The organism is Nocardia sp. NPDC050175, from assembly GCF_044459885.1.
Taxonomy (GTDB): Bacteria; Actinomycetota; Actinomycetes; order Mycobacteriales; family Mycobacteriaceae; genus Nocardia.
Genome location: NZ_JBITJI010000016.1, coordinates 129,765 through 148,623, shown reverse-complemented (window position 1 = coordinate 148,623; position 18,859 = coordinate 129,765). Strand labels below are relative to the sequence as shown.

At 67.2% G+C, this 18,859-nt stretch carries 14 protein-coding genes; 2 read left to right on the top strand and 12 right to left on the bottom strand.

Annotation, left to right across the window (positions count from 1 at the left end; translation table 11 throughout):
- Positions 1 to 165 precede the first annotated feature (165 nt).
- Both ACIBK2_RS39230 and ACIBK2_RS39225 read left to right on the top strand, forming a co-directional pair.
- Positions 166 to 738, top strand: a complete 573-nt coding sequence (locus ACIBK2_RS39230; RefSeq protein ID WP_396975184.1) for a hypothetical protein — start codon at positions 166 to 168, stop codon at positions 736 to 738.
- A gap of 21 nt (positions 739 to 759) precedes the next feature.
- Positions 760 to 2,712, top strand: coding sequence for an ABC transporter ATP-binding protein (locus ACIBK2_RS39225; protein WP_396975182.1), 1,953 nt, complete (start codon positions 760 to 762; stop codon positions 2,710 to 2,712).
- 21 nt (positions 2,713 to 2,733) lie between these two features.
- Here the strand turns inward: ACIBK2_RS39225 and ACIBK2_RS39220 are convergent, their stop codons facing one another.
- The 12 genes from ACIBK2_RS39220 to ACIBK2_RS39165 all read right to left on the bottom strand — a co-directional run bounded on the left by ACIBK2_RS39220 (position 2,734) and on the right by ACIBK2_RS39165 (position 18,834).
- Positions 2,734 to 3,939, bottom strand: coding sequence for a CynX/NimT family MFS transporter (locus ACIBK2_RS39220; protein WP_396975181.1), 1,206 nt, complete (start codon positions 3,937 to 3,939; stop codon positions 2,734 to 2,736).
- Positions 3,936 to 4,940, bottom strand: coding sequence for a diiron oxygenase (locus tag ACIBK2_RS39215; RefSeq protein WP_396975180.1), 1,005 nt, complete (start codon positions 4,938 to 4,940; stop codon positions 3,936 to 3,938). Before ACIBK2_RS39215 ends, ACIBK2_RS39220 begins: the two co-directional genes overlap by 4 nt.
- Before the next feature lie 2 nt (positions 4,941 to 4,942).
- The gene (locus ACIBK2_RS39210) at positions 4,943 to 8,611 is read right to left on the bottom strand and encodes an acyltransferase domain-containing protein (protein WP_396975178.1); all 3,669 of its coding nucleotides are present in this window, start codon (positions 8,609 to 8,611) and stop codon (positions 4,943 to 4,945) included.
- The gene (locus ACIBK2_RS39205; RefSeq protein ID WP_396975176.1) at positions 8,608 to 9,786 is read right to left on the bottom strand and encodes an acyl-CoA dehydrogenase family protein; all 1,179 of its coding nucleotides are present in this window, start codon (positions 9,784 to 9,786) and stop codon (positions 8,608 to 8,610) included. The genes ACIBK2_RS39210 and ACIBK2_RS39205 overlap by 4 nt, the downstream gene beginning before the upstream one ends.
- Before the next feature lie 9 nt (positions 9,787 to 9,795).
- Entirely contained in the window at positions 9,796 to 10,830 is a 1,035-nt protein-coding gene (locus tag ACIBK2_RS39200; protein ID WP_396975174.1) for a C45 family autoproteolytic acyltransferase/hydolase, read from the bottom strand.
- Positions 10,827 to 11,441 carry a GNAT family N-acetyltransferase gene (locus ACIBK2_RS39195; RefSeq protein ID WP_396975172.1) on the bottom strand — a complete coding sequence of 205 codons (615 nt, stop codon included), beginning with the start codon at positions 11,439 to 11,441 and terminating at the stop codon, positions 10,827 to 10,829. Before ACIBK2_RS39195 ends, ACIBK2_RS39200 begins: the two co-directional genes overlap by 4 nt.
- 1 nt (position 11,442) lies before the next feature.
- Positions 11,443 to 11,703: a hypothetical protein gene (locus ACIBK2_RS39190; RefSeq protein ID WP_396975170.1), complete on the bottom strand. Its 261-nt coding sequence runs from the start codon at positions 11,701 to 11,703 to the stop codon at positions 11,443 to 11,445.
- Positions 11,696 to 13,183, bottom strand: a complete 1,488-nt coding sequence (locus tag ACIBK2_RS39185; protein WP_396975168.1) for an AMP-binding protein — start codon at positions 13,181 to 13,183, stop codon at positions 11,696 to 11,698. Before ACIBK2_RS39185 ends, ACIBK2_RS39190 begins: the two co-directional genes overlap by 8 nt.
- Positions 13,183 to 15,198 (bottom strand): class I tRNA ligase family protein, encoded by a 2,016-nt coding sequence (locus ACIBK2_RS39180; RefSeq protein ID WP_396975166.1) that lies wholly within the window; start codon positions 15,196 to 15,198, stop codon positions 13,183 to 13,185. The genes ACIBK2_RS39185 and ACIBK2_RS39180 overlap by 1 nt, the downstream gene beginning before the upstream one ends.
- Entirely contained in the window at positions 15,195 to 16,274 is a 1,080-nt protein-coding gene (locus ACIBK2_RS39175) for an NAD(P)/FAD-dependent oxidoreductase (RefSeq protein ID WP_396975164.1), read from the bottom strand. Before ACIBK2_RS39175 ends, ACIBK2_RS39180 begins: the two co-directional genes overlap by 4 nt.
- The gene (locus ACIBK2_RS39170) at positions 16,271 to 17,545 is read right to left on the bottom strand and encodes a lysine N(6)-hydroxylase/L-ornithine N(5)-oxygenase family protein (protein ID WP_396975162.1); all 1,275 of its coding nucleotides are present in this window, start codon (positions 17,543 to 17,545) and stop codon (positions 16,271 to 16,273) included. Before ACIBK2_RS39170 ends, ACIBK2_RS39175 begins: the two co-directional genes overlap by 4 nt.
- A 365-nt stretch (positions 17,546 to 17,910) precedes the next feature.
- Complete coding sequence (locus ACIBK2_RS39165; protein WP_396975160.1) at positions 17,911 to 18,834, bottom strand: ParB/RepB/Spo0J family partition protein; 924 nt, start codon at positions 18,832 to 18,834, stop codon at positions 17,911 to 17,913.
- Positions 18,835 to 18,859 lie beyond the last annotated feature (25 nt).

The following is an 18,859-nucleotide window of genomic DNA, read 5'->3' as shown; positions in this document are numbered from 1 at the left end:
TAATTCGTTGCGGTGCAGAGTATTTAATATCTCAACCGTACTCCAGGGGGACTACATTCGAGCACGTGAGCGCAATCGTCCGGCGTGCAGGGACACTCCGCCTGCGCAGGAATCGCCCGATATACGCATCTTCGCCCATCACTCTGAAGCAAGAGGAATACGGAAGTGACAGTCTCCGAACCGCAGCAATTGATCGCTGACAGCCTGATTTTCGGAAATATCATCATCACCCGAACCGACGACACGGTGACGACGCGGCTCGAATCCGACGAAGCGACAATCGTCACCATCGAGCGTACGGGCCCGCGCACCCGCAAGAATATTCCCATCGGAACACGGGATCCGAATTTTCTCACCATGCGGGTGAATGATCGTGAGATCAAAGTTGAGCCGGGCAGCGGCAAAATATTGAAGCGGACATATCGGATCATCGTGGAGAACGATGGCCAAATTCTCAGCTTCCGCCCCAAGGGCATCGATACCTGCATGTTCATCAAGGGCAAACCGCATGAGATCGAGAAGCACTTCGGCGATCTGACCGCCGAGGCGGACGGCACGATCGAGGTCCTCTGGGCCGTGCCGCAACACGTCAAGCTCGTCAACAAGACCGTCGAGCCGCCGGAACCGACCGTCGAGGAACTGCTCATCGGCTACGCCCTCGCCGCCGCTTTCGGCACCGGAGCGTTGTCGTTGTCGTCGATCGTCATGGGCCTGGTGTCCGCAGCCATGCCAGGCTGACCACAAGTGGGGGAGAACGTTGTGACAAGGGGCGACGACGACCGGTCGGCGGCGGGCGCCGAGCCGTGCGCAGCGCACGACGACACGGTCCGGGCGACCGGCTTCTGGACCATGCTGGCCCAGCTGCCCGCGGTACTGCTGCATCTCTTGCGCGAGTGCTGGTCGGTGAGCCGGATCGACACCGCGGCGGTCATCCTCTGCACGGTCGCGGCTGAGGTCTGCACCGCGGTCGGGCTCCTTGCCACCAACAGCGTGCTGACCGGGCTGCTGGCGGCCGGGCCGACGCCGGAACGCCTCGGCGCCGCGGCGCCCGGGCTGGCCGCGGTCGCCGGGTCGGTGCTGCTGCGGGCCCTGCTCGGCCAGACCGCCGACTGGACCAGAGCCAGGCTGATGCCGCAGTTGCAGCGGGCGGTCCGGGCCAGGGTGCTGGAGCTGACGACCGAGGTCGAATTGATCGCGTTCGACGATCGCCGCTTCCGCGATACCCTGCACCGCGTCCGGCTGCGTTCAGTGGACGCGCTGTCCGGGTTGCTGTTCAGTGGGTTGCATACCGCGTCCGGCGTCATCGGCCTGATCGGCGTCGGCGGGGTCGCGGCGACACTGCATCCGATTCTGCTCCCGCTGCTGCTGGTCGCCGTGGTACCGACGTGGTGGGCATCGCTGCGCTCGGCTCGGCTGATGTACGAGGTCTACGCCGAGACCAGCGGCGTCCAGCGCCGGATGGATTCACTCGCCGAGCTGATGTCGGAACGCGGGCCCGCCGCCGAGATCCGCGCGTACACGATGCGTCCGCACCTACTCGAGCGATTCGATCGACTCGCCCGCCAGGTCCAAAACGTGCACATCCGTTCGGAAACCAAGCAGGCCGGTACTCGCGCGGTGGGTCAGGGACTCGCCGGCCTCGGCGCCGGAACCGTCTACGTCCTCATGGGCGTGCTGCTGTATGCCGAAGTCATGCCCTTGGCGACCGCGGGCACCGCGGTCATCGCCATCCGCACGGCGCTGACGGCGCTCGCGGCTGTCGGCGCGAACGTGAACTTCGCCTACGAGAACGCCCTTTTCTACCGGGACTACGTGGACTTCTGCGGTGATGCCGAAGGCTGGCGGGAACGCCGCGGTGGCACGACACCGCCGCCCGACGCGGAGCGAATCACGTTGCGGGACGTGACATTCACCTATCCGTCGGCGACGAGTCCCGGGCTGCGCGGGGTGAACCTCGACATCGCGCCCGGTGAGGTCGTCGCGCTGGTGGGCGAGAACGGGGCGGGCAAGTCGACGCTGGCGAAGATCATCGCGAGCCTCTACCGCCCGCAGCACGGAGTTGTCAGCTACGGCGGCGTACCGGTCGACGAGGTCGATCTCACGCTGTTGCGTCGGCGCATCGCCGTTGTCGCACAGGACTTCACGCGCTGGCCGCTGTCCATGCGGGACAACATCACGATCGGCCGACCCGACCGACCCGACGCCGAGGCCCAGCTCGCCGCCGTCGCGGCGGCGACCGGGATGGACAAGGTCTTCGGCCGCCTGGACGGCGGGGTCGATACCCCGCTCGATCCGTCTTACCGTGGGGGAACGGACCTTTCGGGTGGTCAATGGCAGCGCATCGCGATCGCGCGCGGTCTCTACTGTGACGCGCGACTGCTCATCTTCGACGAGCCGACGGCCGCGCTCGACCCTCGAATGGAGAGCGCGATCTTCGACATGATCCGGCGCCATGCCGGCGGGCGAACGGTGGTGCTGGTCACGCACCGCCTGGCGGGCGTCCGATTCGCGGACCGGATCGTCGTGCTGGACCAGGGCCGCGTCGCCGAGCAGGGCACGCACGCCGAATTGATGGGCCGCGGCGGCACCTACCGCGATCTCTACCTCCTACAGGCCTCGTCCTACCGCGAGAACGACGAGGTGCGGGTGAGCGAACGGACAGTGCCGCAACCGATTCGACGGATGCCCTCGGCTGTCGGCACCACACCCTGACCGGAGTCCGCGAAGACCGGTTCAGGATACGAAGCGCGGGGTTCCGGCTCGCGCGCCTGACACGATTTGGACAATGGACAGCGCGACCAGTAGGACCAGTACGGCGGTCCAAGCGTGGGTCAGGTCGTGTAGCGCGCCGGCCAGTACTGGGCCGATTGCACAGAGGGCGAATCCGGCGGTTTGGCTCATCGCGGTCAGTTTCGCGGTGGTTTGTGCGTCGTGGGATCGGAGGATAGGGAGCGAATAGCCGATCGCGGTGCCTGCGCCGAGTCCGGCACCGAGCAGGATCATCCACACGATGGTCCCGCCGGTAGGCGAAATCAGCAGTCCGACAAAGGCAATGGCGAGCACGGCTCCGGTTGAGGTGGCGGCCCAGACCTGGCGTTCGCTTCGGTTCACCAGGATGGACATGGCAAGGGCCGAGGGGACCGCGACCAGGTTGGCCACCGAGAGCATGCCGCCTGCCAATGAGGCATTCATGCCCGAGTCCACGAGAATCGTTGGGAGCCAAGCGGAAACGGTGTAGAACAGCAGCGCGGGCATGGCGAAGAAGATGGTCACCGCCCAGGCCAGCGGCTGCAGCCACAGGCTGCGTGGCGTGGCCTCCGCCGCCGGGCCGGTGCCTGCGTCGCTGCGGACGCGCAGCTGGGGCAGCCAGACGAACCATGCGATGACGACGGGGACGGCCCACAGGCCCAGTGTCGCGCGCCAGCCGAAGCCGGTGGCATCCTGCAGCGGCAGCGTGATTCCGGAGGCCGCGGCCGCTCCGGTGTACAGCGACATGGTGTAGAGCCCGGTGAGCAGCCCGACGTGCGTGGGGTGATCGCGCTTGATCGCGGCAGGCACCAGGACGTTGCCGATGGTGATGGCCAGACCGATGATCGCGGTCCCGGCGAACAGCGCGGGCACGCCGGGCAGTAGTCGAATGCCGAAGCCCGCCAACAGCACCAGCAGCGCGTACCCGATCGTGCGGTTGAGTCCGAGTTTGCGCCCGATGCGCGGCGTCAGGCCGGAGAAGCCCACCCAGCACGCGATCGGCACCGCCACCAGCAGGCTGGCGACGGTGCTGTTGAACCCCTCTTGCTGTTGCACCTGCGGCATCAGCGTCGAAATCGCCGTGATGGGTGGCCGCAGGTTCAGCGCGACCAGCGAGACGCCGACGGCCACCAGCCAGATCGGTACCACCGCAGCGGATTTCGGCGCGAGCGCCGTGGTGTCAGCCCTCACGGGCCCTCGATCGTCACCGTTGACCAATCGAACGTGAGCTCCTCGAGTATGTCCAGCTCGCTGCAGAATTTGTGCAGCCCACTGAAATTGGACAGCAACCGTTTCGTCGACCGGTCGTGCTCGACCTCCCGCAGCATCTCGTGCCCGCCGTCGACGCCGACCAGATCGACGATGCGATGCCAGGTGGGAAAGTTGTTCGCGGCGAACGCTTCCAGCCCGTCGACCATCGCCTCCCGGAACAGGGCGCGTTCCGCCGGACCGAGCCGGTGGTACACGGCCTTGGCGACCTCGTCGGCGATCGAGGAGTGACAGTACTCGTCGCGGTTGTGCATGGTGGCGGTGACCTTGTTGATCGGCTGGATCTCGTCGTCCTCGGCGATCAGATCGAGGTAGGAGTTGATCGAGATCTCGGCGACCGTGGTGAAGGCGAGCGCGCTGAGCTCGCGCTGCCAGCGTTGCTCGCTGTTGGCCATGCGCTGCCGGAGCCGAGCGGCCTTGTGCCCGAGCGGAAGTGCCGTCTCGGGCATCCGCCAGCCGCGGCGGCGCCGCATCACCGAACTGGCATTGAGGTGCATCAGGGTGTGGTACTGCTCGTCGAGCATCGCCTGGGTCATGGCGGTGGTGAGCGTTTCCATCGCCAGGCCGGTGTCGTAGGTGTCCTCGATGATCAGCGCGAAGGTCGGGTTCACCACGTGCTGTTCGGTGTCCATGATGTGCTTGTTGAAGGCCACCCAGCCCCAGCCGAGCAACCGCGCCCGGAGGTCGGGGTTCATGGCCTGGTAGGTCGGGTGGTCCCGGAACGGGATGAGACCTTCCGGATAGTCGGGACGGGCGGGTTCGAACAGCTCGTCCAGGTCGGGCTCCGGGCGCTTCACCATGGCGCGCCGATGCCAGTTCGCGGTGAGCCTGCTGATCACCGCGTTCTCGACCGGGTCGTCGGGGTCGTGCTCCGGTAGCGACGGCACGACGGGACCGTCTCCGGGATATTGCGGAAAAGTCATGGCTATCCCTCCATAGTGGTGATCGCCTCGGCGAGGTCTTCGACGCTCGCCGCGAGCACCGCGCTCGACGAGATCTCGGTTCCCCACCGCTGTTCGAGCCGGGCCCGGATCTCGACGGCGGCCAGTGAGTCGCAGCCGACGTCGCGCAGCGGGCGCCTGCGCGGAATCCGTTGCGGGGGCAGGCCGAGTACCGCGCCGAGTTCAGCGGTCAGGGTGTCCAGCAGGCCGCCATCGGCCGGGACCTCCGGCGGCGGAGCAGGTTCGGCGCGGACCGGCAGGTCCACCGACGCCGATTCGGCAGGCGTGAACCAGGTACGCCGACGCTGCCAGGGGTAGGTGGGCATCTCGTCCGGCACGGGCAGCGCCGGGTATATCGCGGTCCAATCCGGATCGACACCGGCGGTGTAGAGGCGGGCGACGATCTCCGCGAGGCGGGCGGTGTCGGACGTGTCCCGGCGCAGTCCGGCTACCGCCGTACCACCGGCACTGTCGGCGAGGCATTGCTCGATGGCCTGCACCAGCACCGAATGCGGGGTGATTTCCAGGAAAACCGTTGGCCCCACGGCATTTTCGGCGGCGATCGCGTCGGCGAATCGAACGGCGGACCGCAGGTTGCCGGCCCAGTACCCGGCATCGAGATCCGGACCGGACATGCGCTCGCCGGTGACCGTGGACCGGAACGGCACGGCAACCGGCTCGGGCCGCAGTCCGGTGAGCGCGGCCATCAGCTGCGGTTGCAGGGGATCCATGAACCGACTGTGCGAGGCGAAGTTGATCCGCACCCGTCCGCCGCGCACCCCGGCGCTCCGCAGCTCGTCGAGTAACCCTTCCAGCGCGTCGGTTTCGCCGGACAACACGGTCAGGCGCGGGCTGTTGCGCGCGGCCACCACAATTCGGTCGCCGTAGCCTGCGGCGGCGGCCGCGGCCTGCTCGACCGGCATTGCCACCGCGAGCATTCCGCCGAGGCCATCCGCCTGCGCGGTGAGTTCGCCACGGCGACAGATGAGCTCGGCCGCGGAGGGGAGATCGAGCGCTCCGGCAACCGTGGCCGCGGCCACCTCACCGAAACTGTGACCGATGACGACATCGGGCCGAATACCCCACGAGCGCAAGTGTTGTGCCAACGCCACCTGCACGGCCCACACGGCCGGTTGGATCACCGCGGTCTTCGCCAGCTCCGTACCGTCGTCGTCGGCAAGCACCTTCAGCAGCGACCATCCGGTCGCGGATCGGATTGCCGCGTCACAGTTTTCGATCGATTCCCGGAAGGCAGCCGAGGTGTTCAGTAGCTCGCGCCCCATGCCGACCCACTGGCTGCCGTGTCCGGGAAAGACGAACGCGACGCGGATTCCGCCGGTGGGCTGCTGGGTGACCTCGTCGAGTAGTCGGTCGCGTAACGCGGCGGCCAGTCCGTCGCCGTCGACCGCGGCTACCGCCGAACGCCACTCGTGGTGCGCCCGACCGCGCGCCGCCACAGCGCACACCTGCCGCGCGGTGCCCGGGTCCACGCCGTCGAGTCGATCGGCATAAGCAGCCGTAAGTTCTTGTACTGCGACGGGATCACGCGCCGAAAGCGGCAGTACCAGCGGTTGGGTATCGTCGTCCGGCTCTGCCTCCGCAGGGGCGGCGGTGAGCACGACGTGCACGTTGGTTCCGGACAGACCGAAGGACGTCACACCGGCGACCGGCGACGAATCCTCGGGCCACACAACAGGTTCGGTCGGCACACGCAACGGCGTGCCCGGCTCGAGCAGGACCGGATGCGGCTCGGTCAGCAGCGGATTCCCCGGAATCAACCGATGATGCACGCTCAGCACCGTTTTGATGAGTCCCGAGATGCCTGCCGCTCCCTCGGGGTGGCCGATATTGGTCTTCACCGAGCCGACCAGGCACGGCCGCCCGTCGGGGCGCGTTCCAGCGAACACCTGTGACAACGCCCGCAGCTCGATGGCGTCACCCGTATTCGTGCCCGTGCCATGGGCTTCCACATAATCCACTGCTCCGGGATCGATCCCAGCCCGGTCCAATGCGTCGTGCAGCAGCCGCTCCTGCGCCTCCTGGGACGGGGCGACCAGGGAACCGCCGCCGCTGCCATCGTTGTTGCTCGCGCTCCCCGCGATCACCGCATACACGCGATTGCCGTCGGCCCGTGCCTGCGCCAGCGGTTTGAGCACCACCACACCGACACCTTCGGAACGGACGAAGCCGTCGCCGGTCGCGTCGCCGAACCGGCAGCGGCCCCGCCGCGACATCAGCCCGACCTGCTCGTAGATGGCGGCCAGTTCGGGCAGCAGCACCAGATTCGCCCCGGCGGCCAGCGCCAGGTCCGAGTCGCCGAGTTGCAGGCTCTGCCAGGCCAGATGGACCGCGGTCAGCGACGACGAGCACGCCGTGTCGACCGAGACGCTCGGGCCGCGCAGGTCGAGCGCGAACGAGATCCGGCCGGACAGGAACGAGGACAGCCCGCCCCCGGTCAGTGCGTGCAGATCGAGTGAACTCTGCCGAGCCTGCAATTCCCAATAGTCCCGGCCCATTTGACCGACGAAGACTCCGGTACGCGTGCCCGCCAGCGCGGTGGGCGCGATCCCGGCGTCCTCCAGGGCCTCCCAGGCCACCTCCAGCAGCAACCGCTGCTGCGGATCCATCCGATCGGCCTCCCGTGGCGAGATGCCGAAGAAGGCCGCGTCGAAACCCTCGACGTCGTCCAGGAATCCGCCGAAGCGGCGAAAATTGGACGGCACCGCGGGCAGCCGTCCGAACACGGCCGGGTGGTCGGTGCGCTGCTCAGGCACCTCTGTCACCGCATCCACGCCGTCAACTAGCAGCCGCCAAAGTGCCTGTGGCCCATCGGCGCCCGGCAGGCGGCAGCCGATGCCGACGACGGCTATCGGCTCGATGCGCCGGCGTCGGACGGGCTCTGGAGCGGACGTGCGTGGCCGGTCGATCGGCGGCAGGTAGCGGCGCAGCTCGGCCGTGATCATCCGGGTCAACTCGCGGCGATGAGTCCGGACGAAGAAGTGACCGCCGGGCAATTCGCGCGTGCGCACGGTCTTTTCGGTGAGTTCACCCCACGCGTCGGCGTCGTCCGGTGCCGCAAGGGTGTCGTCGCGGCCGCTGAACACCACGATCGGGCACGTCACCGGTGCGGCAGGCCGATGCCGATAGGTGCAGAACATCGTCACGTCCGCGCGCAGCGCGGGCAGGGCCGAGCGCAGTAGATCCCGCTCATCGCGCAATTCGACTGGGGTTCCGCCCATGTCGAAGATTCGATCGAGCAGACCGTCGTCGGACAGCTCGTGCATCGGCTCCGGCGCGAGCCGGTGTGGCGCGGACAGGCCCGCGACCAGCAGCGCCACCGGCGCCCGGTCCAGCCGCAGCGCCACCTGGTATGCCAGCAGGCCACCCAGACTGTGCCCGAACAACGCATAGGGCACGTCGAGATGCGGACGGATCGCGTCGGCGATCGCGTCGGCCAATTCGTCCAGATCGGCCAGCGGCGGCTCGTCCGCGCGTTCTTCCCGACCGGGCAGCAGCACCGGCAGCACGTCCACCCAGCCCGGCAGCTCCGGCGGCCAGCCACGGAAAACCGAAGCGCCGCCGCCGGAATGCGGGAAGCAGAACAGCCGCACCCTGGCCGAGCGCCGGGGCGGCCGAGCCAGGAAGGCGCTCATTTCGCCCGCCCTCGGCCGCCGAGCGAGCCCGCGATGATCATCTTCTGCACCTCGGAGCTGCCCTCATAGATCCGCAGCGACCGAATCTGCCGGTACAGCCGCTCCGGCACGCTGTCGGCGACCAACCCCGCGGCGCCGAAGACCTGCACGCAGGCATCCACGATGTGCTGCGCTCGCTCGGTGGCATACAGCTTGGCGATGCTGGAGTGTTTCGCCGCGGCCGGATCCCCGCTGTCGGCCGCCCATGCGGCGCGGGCCACCAGCAACGCCGCGGCGTTCAGCTCGACCTCCATCTCGGCGAAGGACGCCTTCACCATTTGCAGATCGAACTGCCGCGCGCCGTACATCTTCCGGTTCTTCGCGTGGGTCAGCGCGGTATCGGTGGCCCGGCGCGCGAACCCGAGCGCCGCCGCGCCCACGGTCATCCGAAACCGTTCGAGCACCTCCATCGCGACCACGAAACCGCCGCCCGGCCTGCCGAGCACGCTGTCCTGCGGCAGGTGGCAGTCCGCGAACTCGAGATCGGCGAAGGACCGCGGTGCGATCAGCGGAACCCGTTGCCCCACAGTGAGTCCCGGCGTGGTCGCGGGCACCAGGAACGCCGTCAAGCCCAGGGCGCCCGGCCCCTCGCCGGTCCGCGCGATGACACAGAACAGGTCCGCGATACCGGCATTGGCGATCCACGCCTTGGCGCCGTTCAGCACGTAACCGTCGGCGACCCGATCGGCCCGCAGTCCGATGGCCGCGACATCCGAGCCGACCTCCGGTTCGGAGATGGCGAACGCGCCGCACAGCGTGCCCTTCGCCATCGGTGCGAGATACCGCCGCTGCTGTTCTTCGTTGCCGTGGCGCACTATTGGCGTCGCGGCCAGCGCCTGGATCGAGAACGCGAAATCGGCGAGATCGTCAGCGTAGGCCAGGGCCTCGCGCTGCAGGCACAGGGAACGGCAGTCGCCCGCCGCCAGGCCCTCCGGTCCGGCGGCCGGATCCAGCGCGGCCAACCAGCCGTGCTCGCCGAGCGCTCGAAGAATCCGTAGCCCGGTCGCATCCGGGTCGGCGCCCGAGTCATCCCACAGCTCAGTGTGTTCCGCGCACCAACTCTCGAGCTGTCGTGCGCGCTCTCCATGCCGCGGCTCGTAGAACGGGAGGGCGAGGATGCCCGCATCGAAGCTCATCGTTGCCTCCTAGGACAGCGTGAAGATTTCGGTGGGGTGCGTCGCAGGATCACCGGGCCGCAGGTGCAGCCGATCAGGACACAGGACGACGGCCGCCACCGTGTGTTCGCGGCGGATGTCACCGTTGTCCACGACGTTGATCGGCGGCGCGGACAGCACGGCGAAAAGGTCCTCCGGGTCGGTGCCCACGGTGGCGAGCCTGGTCCGGCACACCTCCAACCTGCGGATCGAGGAATTGCGGGCGAACACGTTGATCTCGTCCCGGGGTGCGAAGCTGGGATGCAGGAAATGGTTGGTGTGCAACATATTTCGGCCGTATTCGACCCTCACCTCCTGGTCGAGCACCTCGACGTAGGCGGCCGTGTCCCGGTCGCAGAGCACGATGTTGCGGGAACTAGCCAGGGGCAGTTCCCGCAACATGCTCACCGCTTCCTCGACGGACCCCGCGTTGTCGAGCAGATGCCGGATAGCCAGGTAGGGCGGCACACCCGGCCGCCACTGCCCGCCGAGCACGAGATTCAATCCCACTGCGAGGCCGTCGCTGTTGAGGCCGAGGTAACCGAGCAAGCCGCCGAAACTGAGCACCAGCGTGCGCCGGGACGTCCCGGCCCGCACGATCTCCAGCACACTGATCTGATCGTCCAGATTGCCGTTGAGATCCACGGTCTGCGCCAGCACCGGATCGGGCCCGGCCAGCGCGAAGGTGGTGCAGTCTCCGGCGGTCGGAATCTTTTGGTAGCCAAGGATTTCGCGGCGTACCTGCAGCAGCACGGCCTCCCACAGGTCGATGTCCGCCCCGGCGGCGAGCCCACGGATTTCCTCGGCCAGATCCGGTGTCGCAGCGGTGATCTCGGCCAGGTAGGCGTCGATCGTCGGCCGTAACTCCGGCAGTGACACCGGCTCGGGCAGGATCCGGTTCAACCGGCACAGCCCGTCGTCGAGAAAGGCTCGCAAATCCGCGGCCCTGGCCTGCCCGTGCTGATAGCCGAGGGCGAAGGGATCACCCTCGACTCGCAGGAACGGAGTCCGCAGGACTGCGTTCATTCGACGGCGCCCGCCAATTGCACCTTCGGATAGGCCGCCAGTTTGCTTTTGACACCGGCCCATTCGGGACGCAGCACGCTGTAGAAAATGGCGTCCCGGCGACGGCCGCCGGGCATCGGATTGAAACTGCGCAGCACCCCCTCCTCGACCGCCCCGATATTGCGCAGACCACGACGCGCCTGCTCGTTGAGCACGTCGGTCTTGAACTCCACCCGTTCCGCGCCGAGCCGTTCGAAGGCGTGTTCCAGCAGCAGGTATTTCGCCCACCGATTGAGCCCGCGGCCGCGGAAGTCGCGGCCGAGCCAGGACCAGCCGATCTCGAGCCTGCCGTCGCGTTCGGCCATATTCCCGTAGCTCATGCTGCCCGCGGCCCGGCCGCTGGCCTTGTCCATGATGTAGAAGACCACCCGGCGCCCGGCCCGCTGATCCTCCAGTCCCGCATCGAAGAACGCGTCGAAGTCGGCCTCGGTCTGCACCAGCGAGACGAAATATCGCCAGATGTCGGGGTCCAGCGCGATCTCGCACAGGGCCGCCCGGTCCGTCGGCTCGATCGGCCGGAGCAACAGATGATCGTTCTCCAGCCGCGCCGGCGCAAGCTCAGCCCATCCCATCTCAGACCGCACTTTCCGCGTGCCGGGACAGCGCGGCGGTCACGTCGCGCAGAGTGTGCAGGGCGGCCACGTCCTCCTCGGTGAAGTTCGCCAGCGAGATTCCCGTGTCGTCGCAGACCGCGGTCAGGAAGAGGACCTTGTTCAGTGAGGTGAGCCCGTAGTCGTCGACCATGTCGAGGTCCGGATCGAGCGCACCCTGCGCGTTGTTCGACGCGATCACCTTCCGGAAGTTGTCGTGCACAGCCTTTTCCACATCAGGCATGGGTTCTTCCTTTCTCACCGATTTCCCGTCGAAACTGTTCGAGGATCTGGCTGCGTTTGGGTTTGTACTGCGAGCTGAGCAGTCCGTTTTCGATGCTGAACCGAGGTCGGGCGATCACCAGCCTGCCGATGCGCTCGTCGCGCTCCAGTTCCGCGTTGGTGTGTGCGAGGTGCTCGGCGATGGCCGCCTCGTCGGCGGGTTCGGCCGCCGGGGAGACGACGGCGACGAGCTGGGTTTGCGTCGGGCAGAACACCACGCAGTGTTCGATCGCCGCGCTGGCCGCCAGCCGTTCCTCGATCGGCCGGACGATCACTTTCTTCCCGTTCGCCAACACGATCACGTCATCGGCGCGACCGCGGATGTAGAGAAAGCCGTCGTCGTCGAGGTAGCCGATATCGCCGGTCCGGACCGTGCCATCGGCGGCGAACACGCCCATCGAATGCGCGGTCGCACCGTATTCGTAGCGCCGCGCCACCGGGTGGTCGCTGCGGACACTGATGACGCCATCGGCGTCGAACAGCACCTCCTTGCCCGGCACGACCCGCCCGACGCTGCCCTCCTTGCTGGCGCCGGGATGGTTCTTGGCGACGATGCAGGTCTCGTTCATGCCGTAGCCCTCGTAGATGGGCACGCCGAGGCGGGTGAAGAAACGCAGCATGTCGGCGCCCGCCGGTGCGGAACCGGTCCACAGGTAGCGAACTCGGTCGCCGAACAACTCTTTGGCCGCGACCTGCGGATCGGCCTGTGCCGCCAGATGCTGTTTCACGGTCTCGTAGAAACCCGGCACCCCCATCACGACGGTGGGCCGCACCCGCCGCATCGCGGTGAACGCCGCTTGGTAGGTGCTGACCGTGACGTCGTGGCCGAAGTACAGCGCCGAATAGATCCAATATCGTTGCTGCAACAGGGCCAGCGGCAGAAAAACGAACAGGTGATCGCCGGGGCCGTGCGCGAACATTTCCTGGACGGCGCGCAGCGAGCTGTCGATGCTGCCCACGCTGGCCGCAAGTCCCTTCGGCACGCCGGTGCTGCCCGAGGTGAATTTGAGAGTGGTCGCCTCTTCGCTGTCGTACCGGACCGGGGGCAGCGGGTCTGCGGGTTGTTCGGCGAGGGTGCGAACCTCGCTGATCGGCCGGACACCGGCGGCAGTGGACGGCTGATCGGTGAACAGCAGCTTCAGGTCGTAGCGCGCGAGCAGCGCGGCGTCCGGCTCGAATTTGCCGGGTTCCAGCCCGGCGGTCACCGCCTTGCACCGCAGCGCGGCCAGATCCAGTAGCACCCACTCCAGACAGTTCGCCGCGAGAATCCCGATGCGATCTCCTGGCGCCACGCCCAATTCGCGGAGCCGAACCGCCAAACGTTCGGCCCGCGTGAACAACTCACGCAGTTCGATCGTCTCCGTCGTGCCCAGCCGCGCGAAGGTCGCGTAGTAGCCGGGCGGGGGCGGCGTCGTGACGATCTGGTTGATCACCGAATCCATCACGCGCTCCCCACCGCGACCGGCTCCGCCGCCGCGACCGACGGTTCGGCGAAGAACTCCCGCACCAGATCGATCCGGGTTCCCGCGGGCACGAGTTCCACGATGTGCGGCCATTCGGCTGGGCGCGGCCCGCCGAGTGCTTCACCGAGCCGTCCGGCGAACCGTGGCAGCACCGGAGTGGCGCAGTGGGCGAGCAACCGAGCCGCGGCGAGTTCCAACGCGACGGCGGTGCGGGCCTCGTCGTGCCAATCCTCGACCGTCGCCACCGCACTTTCCCGCTCGACGAAACGAACTGTGTCGGTAACGATTCCGTGCAGTTCCGCGGCCGCGGCCTCGACGGAGAACGCATCCGGACCGAGGGCAGCGGTCACGGCGGACAGCCGGTTGCCGAGGCGGCCGAGAAACGCCGTGTGCTCCGGCGTCCAGACGCCCGCGTCCGGCGCATGGCCCCCGTAGCGAGTCTGGATGCGGTGTCCCAGATCGTTGAGCCATCGCTGCCAGGTGCCGATCAATTCCTCGCGCACGGCGGCCGCATAGCTTTCGCGAGTGAAGTTGGTACACCGCGACTCCGGTCGAGTCCGGGACAGGAAGTACCGCACCCCGTCCACGCTGTCCGGCGAGAGGATTTCCTTGCCCCAGACGGCATGCCGTCGGCTGGTGGAGAATTTGCCACCGTCGAGGAGATAGAACTCGTTGACGTGGTAGTCGATATCCGGGTGCCAGCCGGGGAAGGCCAGCCGGTAGAGCGCGGGATACAGGATCGAGTGGTAGAAGCTGTTGTCGTAGCCGAAGAAATGCACGATCTTCCAGTCCTGCTCGGGCTGGTCCGCGCGCCAGTCCCGGCCGAGGCGGCGCCCCAGCGCCGAAATGCCGTGCAGGAAACCGTAAGACATCTCCGGCCAGACCCAGATGACCTGTCCGTCCGCGCCGGTTTCGGCGGGCGGCACACCCCACGTCGCCGGATGGGTGATCGCCACGTCGAGCCGAGGCCGGGCGAACAATCGCCCGGCCAGCTCGCGTAGCCGCGCCGGAACTCGGCCGAGGCGGTGATGTGCCGCGAGTTCGGCGGCGAACTCGTGCAACGGCAGAGTGAACCGGGTGATCGTGCCGATCCGCGGGGTCGCCTGCGACCGCTTCGATCGCGGATCGGTCAGGTCGACACAGGAATTGGGTTCGCCGCAGCCCTCGCAGATATTGCCACCGGTCGCGGCTCCGCAGCCGGGGCAACCGCCCGACACGTCGACCTCGTACAGGTAGTCGTTCGTCGTGCCGTCGAAGAGCGCCGGACCCTCCTGGGGCGCAACGGATCCCGACGCCACGACGCGAGAGAAATACTCCTGCAATCCGGTCGGATAGGTGGGATCCGCGTCGGTCACCGTGTACTGATCGGGTTCGATGTCCATCAGCCGCAGCGTTTCGGCGATCTCGGCGCTGTAGTGCGCCGCCGTCGCCGCGGGCGCCCTGCCCTCGCGCCGCGCCAAGTCGACCACGTAACTCTGGTAGTCGTCGCTGCCGGTGAGGTGCCACGCCTGGGCGCCGTTCATCCGCTGGAAACGGACGAAAATATCCGCACCCAGATATGGGCCGGACAGGTGCCCGAGATGCAGGTCGCCGTTCGGCGTCGGCGGCGTGGAGAACACGAAGATCGGCCGCTCGCCGAAGCGCCGCCGGTCGCTGCGTCCGACGGCCGCGCGGGCGGCCCGGCCAGGATCACGCCAGTACAGGTCGAAGAACACCAGCTCGGTCGGCCCGGTGTTGTCGATGACATGGGTCTCGAACGGATCGAACAGCACGACCATGCCGGGGCCGACGGGATGCCGTGCGCCGTCCACGACGACCTCGCCGTGGCCGCTGACGACCAGGAACACCTCGGTCTCGTCGTGCTGGTGCGGATCGGACTGTCCACCGGGGGCCACCCGGGCCCAGCCGGCGCCGAAGCCGAATCCATCGATCGAACTCATGTCGATGCCGAATGCCGCATGCAGGTCGGCGGTGTCGAAGCGATTGACGATCACGCGGGACTCATCTCCTTCGGTGGCTGACTTGTCTCCTCATCCAGCTGCAGCAGGCCGACGGCCTCGGCCGCGATCGCCGGGGCCAGCCGGTAACCCGAACCGTTCGCGGCGCCCGCGAAGATCACCCGCCCGGCCGGGTCGAGCGCCCGCACCTGCGGCTGCCGATCGACGCTGTAGGCGTCGCAGAACACCCGGCCGCCCACGGCATGCTCGGCCAGGGCGGGCGAATACCGTTGCAGCAGTGGCAATGCCGCTTCGAGAACGCTGTCGTCGAGCCCGCCGGACACGGTGTCGGGATCGACGTCCCACTCATCGTGGGTGTAGCTGAACAGCCAGTGCCCGCGGTGCCGCAGCGGCAGCAAGAAGGCGTCCTCGTCATGGAACACGACGACGCCGTCATCGGGCCCCGGCTCCTGTTCGATGTGCAGCGCGACGACCTTCTTGACTCGCGAATTCAGCGGGGCGACAAGGTCACTCCAAGCTCGGTCGGCCAGCCACGGTCCAGGGGCTAGCACCACGCGTCCGGCCGTGTAGGTCTCTCCGGTGCTGAGCTGGAGCAGCACCTCGGACCCCGTGTCTTCGATTGCGTTGACACGCAAGCCTTCCCGGAAGGTGACGCGCTGACGCAGCTCGTGGGCTACCGCCTGAGCCAACGCGGGCACATCGGCGTAGTGGCAGCCCCGGCAGCGCCAGACACTGGCCTCGCGCGGCACCTGGACGAGACCTCCCGGCACCGTGTCAGTCGGTGTCAGCGCCGCACGGTCGAGATAGACCTCCGCGAGGCTGGCTGCGGTGTGGGTTGCCACCACGGTCATGTCGATCGAATGGATAGGCAGTGCAGGATGTTTCGCCGCTAAGTCCTCGTAGTAATCCTGGCTGTATGCGGTCATCTGCCGCACCCGGTCGGATGTGCCGCGCGGAAAGTGCAGTCCCGCCGAGCGCCTGCTCGCTCCGGTGCCGATCCCATCCCGGTCGAACACCACGACGGGGGTATCGGGGAAGCGCGAAATCACTTCGCGCGCAATCAGACAACCGATGATGCCGCCGCCGACTATGGCGACCGCCCGACTCGTCATCGCTCCACGCTCCGATCGTCGGGAGCCTTGGCAGACCATTCGAGGAATGAATCGTGCGGGTCGTCCGAGCGGATGCCGCGCAGGCGATCGGCGATCCGTTTGCTGCGCCAGGCGACGAGGCTGAGATTGGTGTCGGCCAAGCCGCGCTGTCGTCGTGCGCCGTTCTGCAGGAAGATGTTTCGGTCGGCGGGGCCGTCCCAGCAGACGGCGAAATCCGAGTCGATTTTGTATTCGTCGTTGTCCCGTTCCAGGCGGTCCGCCACCGGGGACAGGAACTCCATGCCGTCGGCGTGGAAACCGGTCGCCCAGACGATCACATCGGCCTCGGCGTGTTCGTGCACGCCGGGCTGGTCGTTGTGCGTGAAGGTGATGTCCCAGCCCGAGCCGGGATCGCCGGTCACCCGCAGTACCTCGCGGTTCGGATACAGGGCGACCAGATCGGTCGCGCCGTCGACGAAGCGGTGCAGGTAGATGCGCTGGTAGATCTCGCGCAGCGTGGCCTCGGAGATGCCGTCGCTGGTCAGCACATGGGCGAAGTTGATGGCGTCGCGGGCGGTGCCGGGCAGGGCGGAGAAGTACTCCGAGTAGCCCGGCATGTAGTAGTCGTTCGTGAACGGTGAGTCGTCCAGCGGAAAGTAGTTGCGGCGCCGGGATATCCAGCCGACCCGGCGCGGCAGTTCGGCGCGCGGACGGGAGATCAGCTCGAGAAAGGCCTCCGCGCCGGACTGGCCGCCGCCGATCACCCAGACTCGTCGTCCGGCGAGTCCGACTGCCTTGTCGGCGAATTCGCTGATGTGGAATTGGGTCGGCCCGAGCAGATTTTCGGCCAGCGGCGGAACATAAGGCTTTCGGCCGACGCCGATCACGACGTTGTCGGCGGTGACGGTTCGGTTGCCGGTACGTAGCCGGAAAACGTCATCGAATTCGATCGAGCGCACTTCTTCGCCGAAAACGAGATTCTCGTTCCGGGAGCTGACCCATTCCAGATAGTTCCGGAACTCGCTGCGCGGCACCGCGTCGAATTGTGCGTTGAGATAGTGGTAGACCCGGCCCTTGGCATGGAGATAGGACAGAAAAGTAAAACGGTTCGTCGGGTCGGAGAGGCTGACCAGATCCTTGAGCATCGAGACCTGGAGCGAGGTGTTGGGCAGGAGCTGGCCGTCGTGCCACCGAAAGTCGTGCCGCTTTTCGAAGAACCGGTTCGAGACGTCCGGCTGCTCGTACAGCAGCGACGCCAGACTCAGATTTGCTGGTCCGATACCGATTCCCACGCATCGGTAATGTTCACAATTGTCGGTGAGCGCTCTCTGGCTCATTACGCCTCCTGCCCCTCGAGGTCAGTCCTCGGGGTGAATACCGAGAGAATCGGCGGTTGCTGATTCGCAATACTCGCCCGCCTGGGCAGCTTTTCTTGCAGTGAATAGAACCCCCGTCGATCGGCTGGAGCCCTGTTTACCGCTTCGCAATCGGCGGTAATATCCTCGAAATCAACGGTAGCGGGTGGGGGAGGCGCGCACAAGAACGGTGAAAGTTTTTGTCGGGCTGTTGTGCGGCACTGACGATCTCGGACAGGATCGCGGGAAGCGGTTGGCGCGGTAGGTCTTTGGGATGAGACGCCGAAGGCGTAGCCTTATGGTTACGCGGAGAACGCGCCGCGGGTGTGCTGGTCGAGGAGCTGTGCGAGCCGATGCAGGTCCTGCGAGCGTCGTTGCGCGAGCTCGGCGAGGCGCGGGGCGCAGTGACTCGGGATGTCGCCGATGACATCGCCCAACTCGACATCGTCATCGAACGGAAATTCCAACCACCGCAGCAGTTTTCGTCCGGTCTCGGAAAAGCGCAGGGACGGGTCCTTGCGCAGCTGATGCAGCATCTCCGCGGTGATCATCCGCTGCGCGGCCGGAACCGGCGTCGTATCGGACCTGTCGGCGGCTGGGGGCGCGGCAGTCGAACGGCGCAGCGGCACCGGATTCCGGCCACTGTGCAGCCGTTTGCGCACATCCTTCGCCGTGGTGACCGAAATGCCTGCCGCCACAGCCACTTTCCGGGCCGACGCGGTGGGGTCGGCGGTGAACATCTCGGCGGCGCGTTGCCGCCCTTGCGGTCCGAACTGATGCCGCACACCGTTACGAGCGATCCGACTGGTCGCGTGTGGAACTTCCACAGGCGACCGCCGCCGGATGGCGGAGACGGTCTTGGGCGAGACCCCGGCGATGGCGGCGACCGCTCGATCCGACCAGTCCGGATATGACACCAGAATACGTAACGCGGCGGCCTTGCGTTCGGCCAGCGACAGCGGCAGGCCGTGCGCCGTATTCAGTTTGACCGCCAGCACGAACGCTTCCTCGGGGCCGCCGTCGAAAAACACTGCCGTGATGGACTTTTCGCCGCGCAGCCGAGCGGCGCACAGTCGATGCCAGCCGTCCACGACCTGCATCGTCGCGCGGCGGACAACGATGGGCGCAGGTGCGGTAGTCGATTCGGCGAGGAGACGGGTGTGCGCCGTGTTCTCGCCCGCGGTGCGTGGTGGCGAATCCGACGGCCGTAGCTCGCTGATCGGCAACTCGACGATCTCTGAGCAATACGAC

Excerpts from the sequence above, each read along its gene's own strand:
- ACIBK2_RS39195 (WP_396975172.1), bottom strand. The coding sequence starts at position 11,441 with ATGGGATGGGCTGAGCTTGCGCCGGCGCGGCTGGAGAACGATCATCTG.
- ACIBK2_RS39210 (WP_396975178.1), bottom strand. The coding sequence starts at position 8,611 with ATGAGCGCCTTCCTGGCTCGGCCGCCCCGGCGCTCGGCCAGGGTGCGG.
- ACIBK2_RS39185 (WP_396975168.1), bottom strand. The coding sequence starts at position 13,183 with ATGGATTCGGTGATCAACCAGATCGTCACGACGCCGCCCCCGCCCGGC.
- ACIBK2_RS39190 (WP_396975170.1), bottom strand. The coding sequence starts at position 11,703 with ATGCCTGATGTGGAAAAGGCTGTGCACGACAACTTCCGGAAGGTGATC.
- ACIBK2_RS39205 (WP_396975176.1), bottom strand. The coding sequence starts at position 9,786 with ATGAGCTTCGATGCGGGCATCCTCGCCCTCCCGTTCTACGAGCCGCGG.
- ACIBK2_RS39215 (WP_396975180.1), bottom strand. The coding sequence starts at position 4,940 with ATGACTTTTCCGCAATATCCCGGAGACGGTCCCGTCGTGCCGTCGCTA.
- ACIBK2_RS39175 (WP_396975164.1), bottom strand. The coding sequence starts at position 16,274 with ATGACGAGTCGGGCGGTCGCCATAGTCGGCGGCGGCATCATCGGTTGT.
- ACIBK2_RS39200 (WP_396975174.1), bottom strand. The coding sequence starts at position 10,830 with ATGAACGCAGTCCTGCGGACTCCGTTCCTGCGAGTCGAGGGTGATCCC.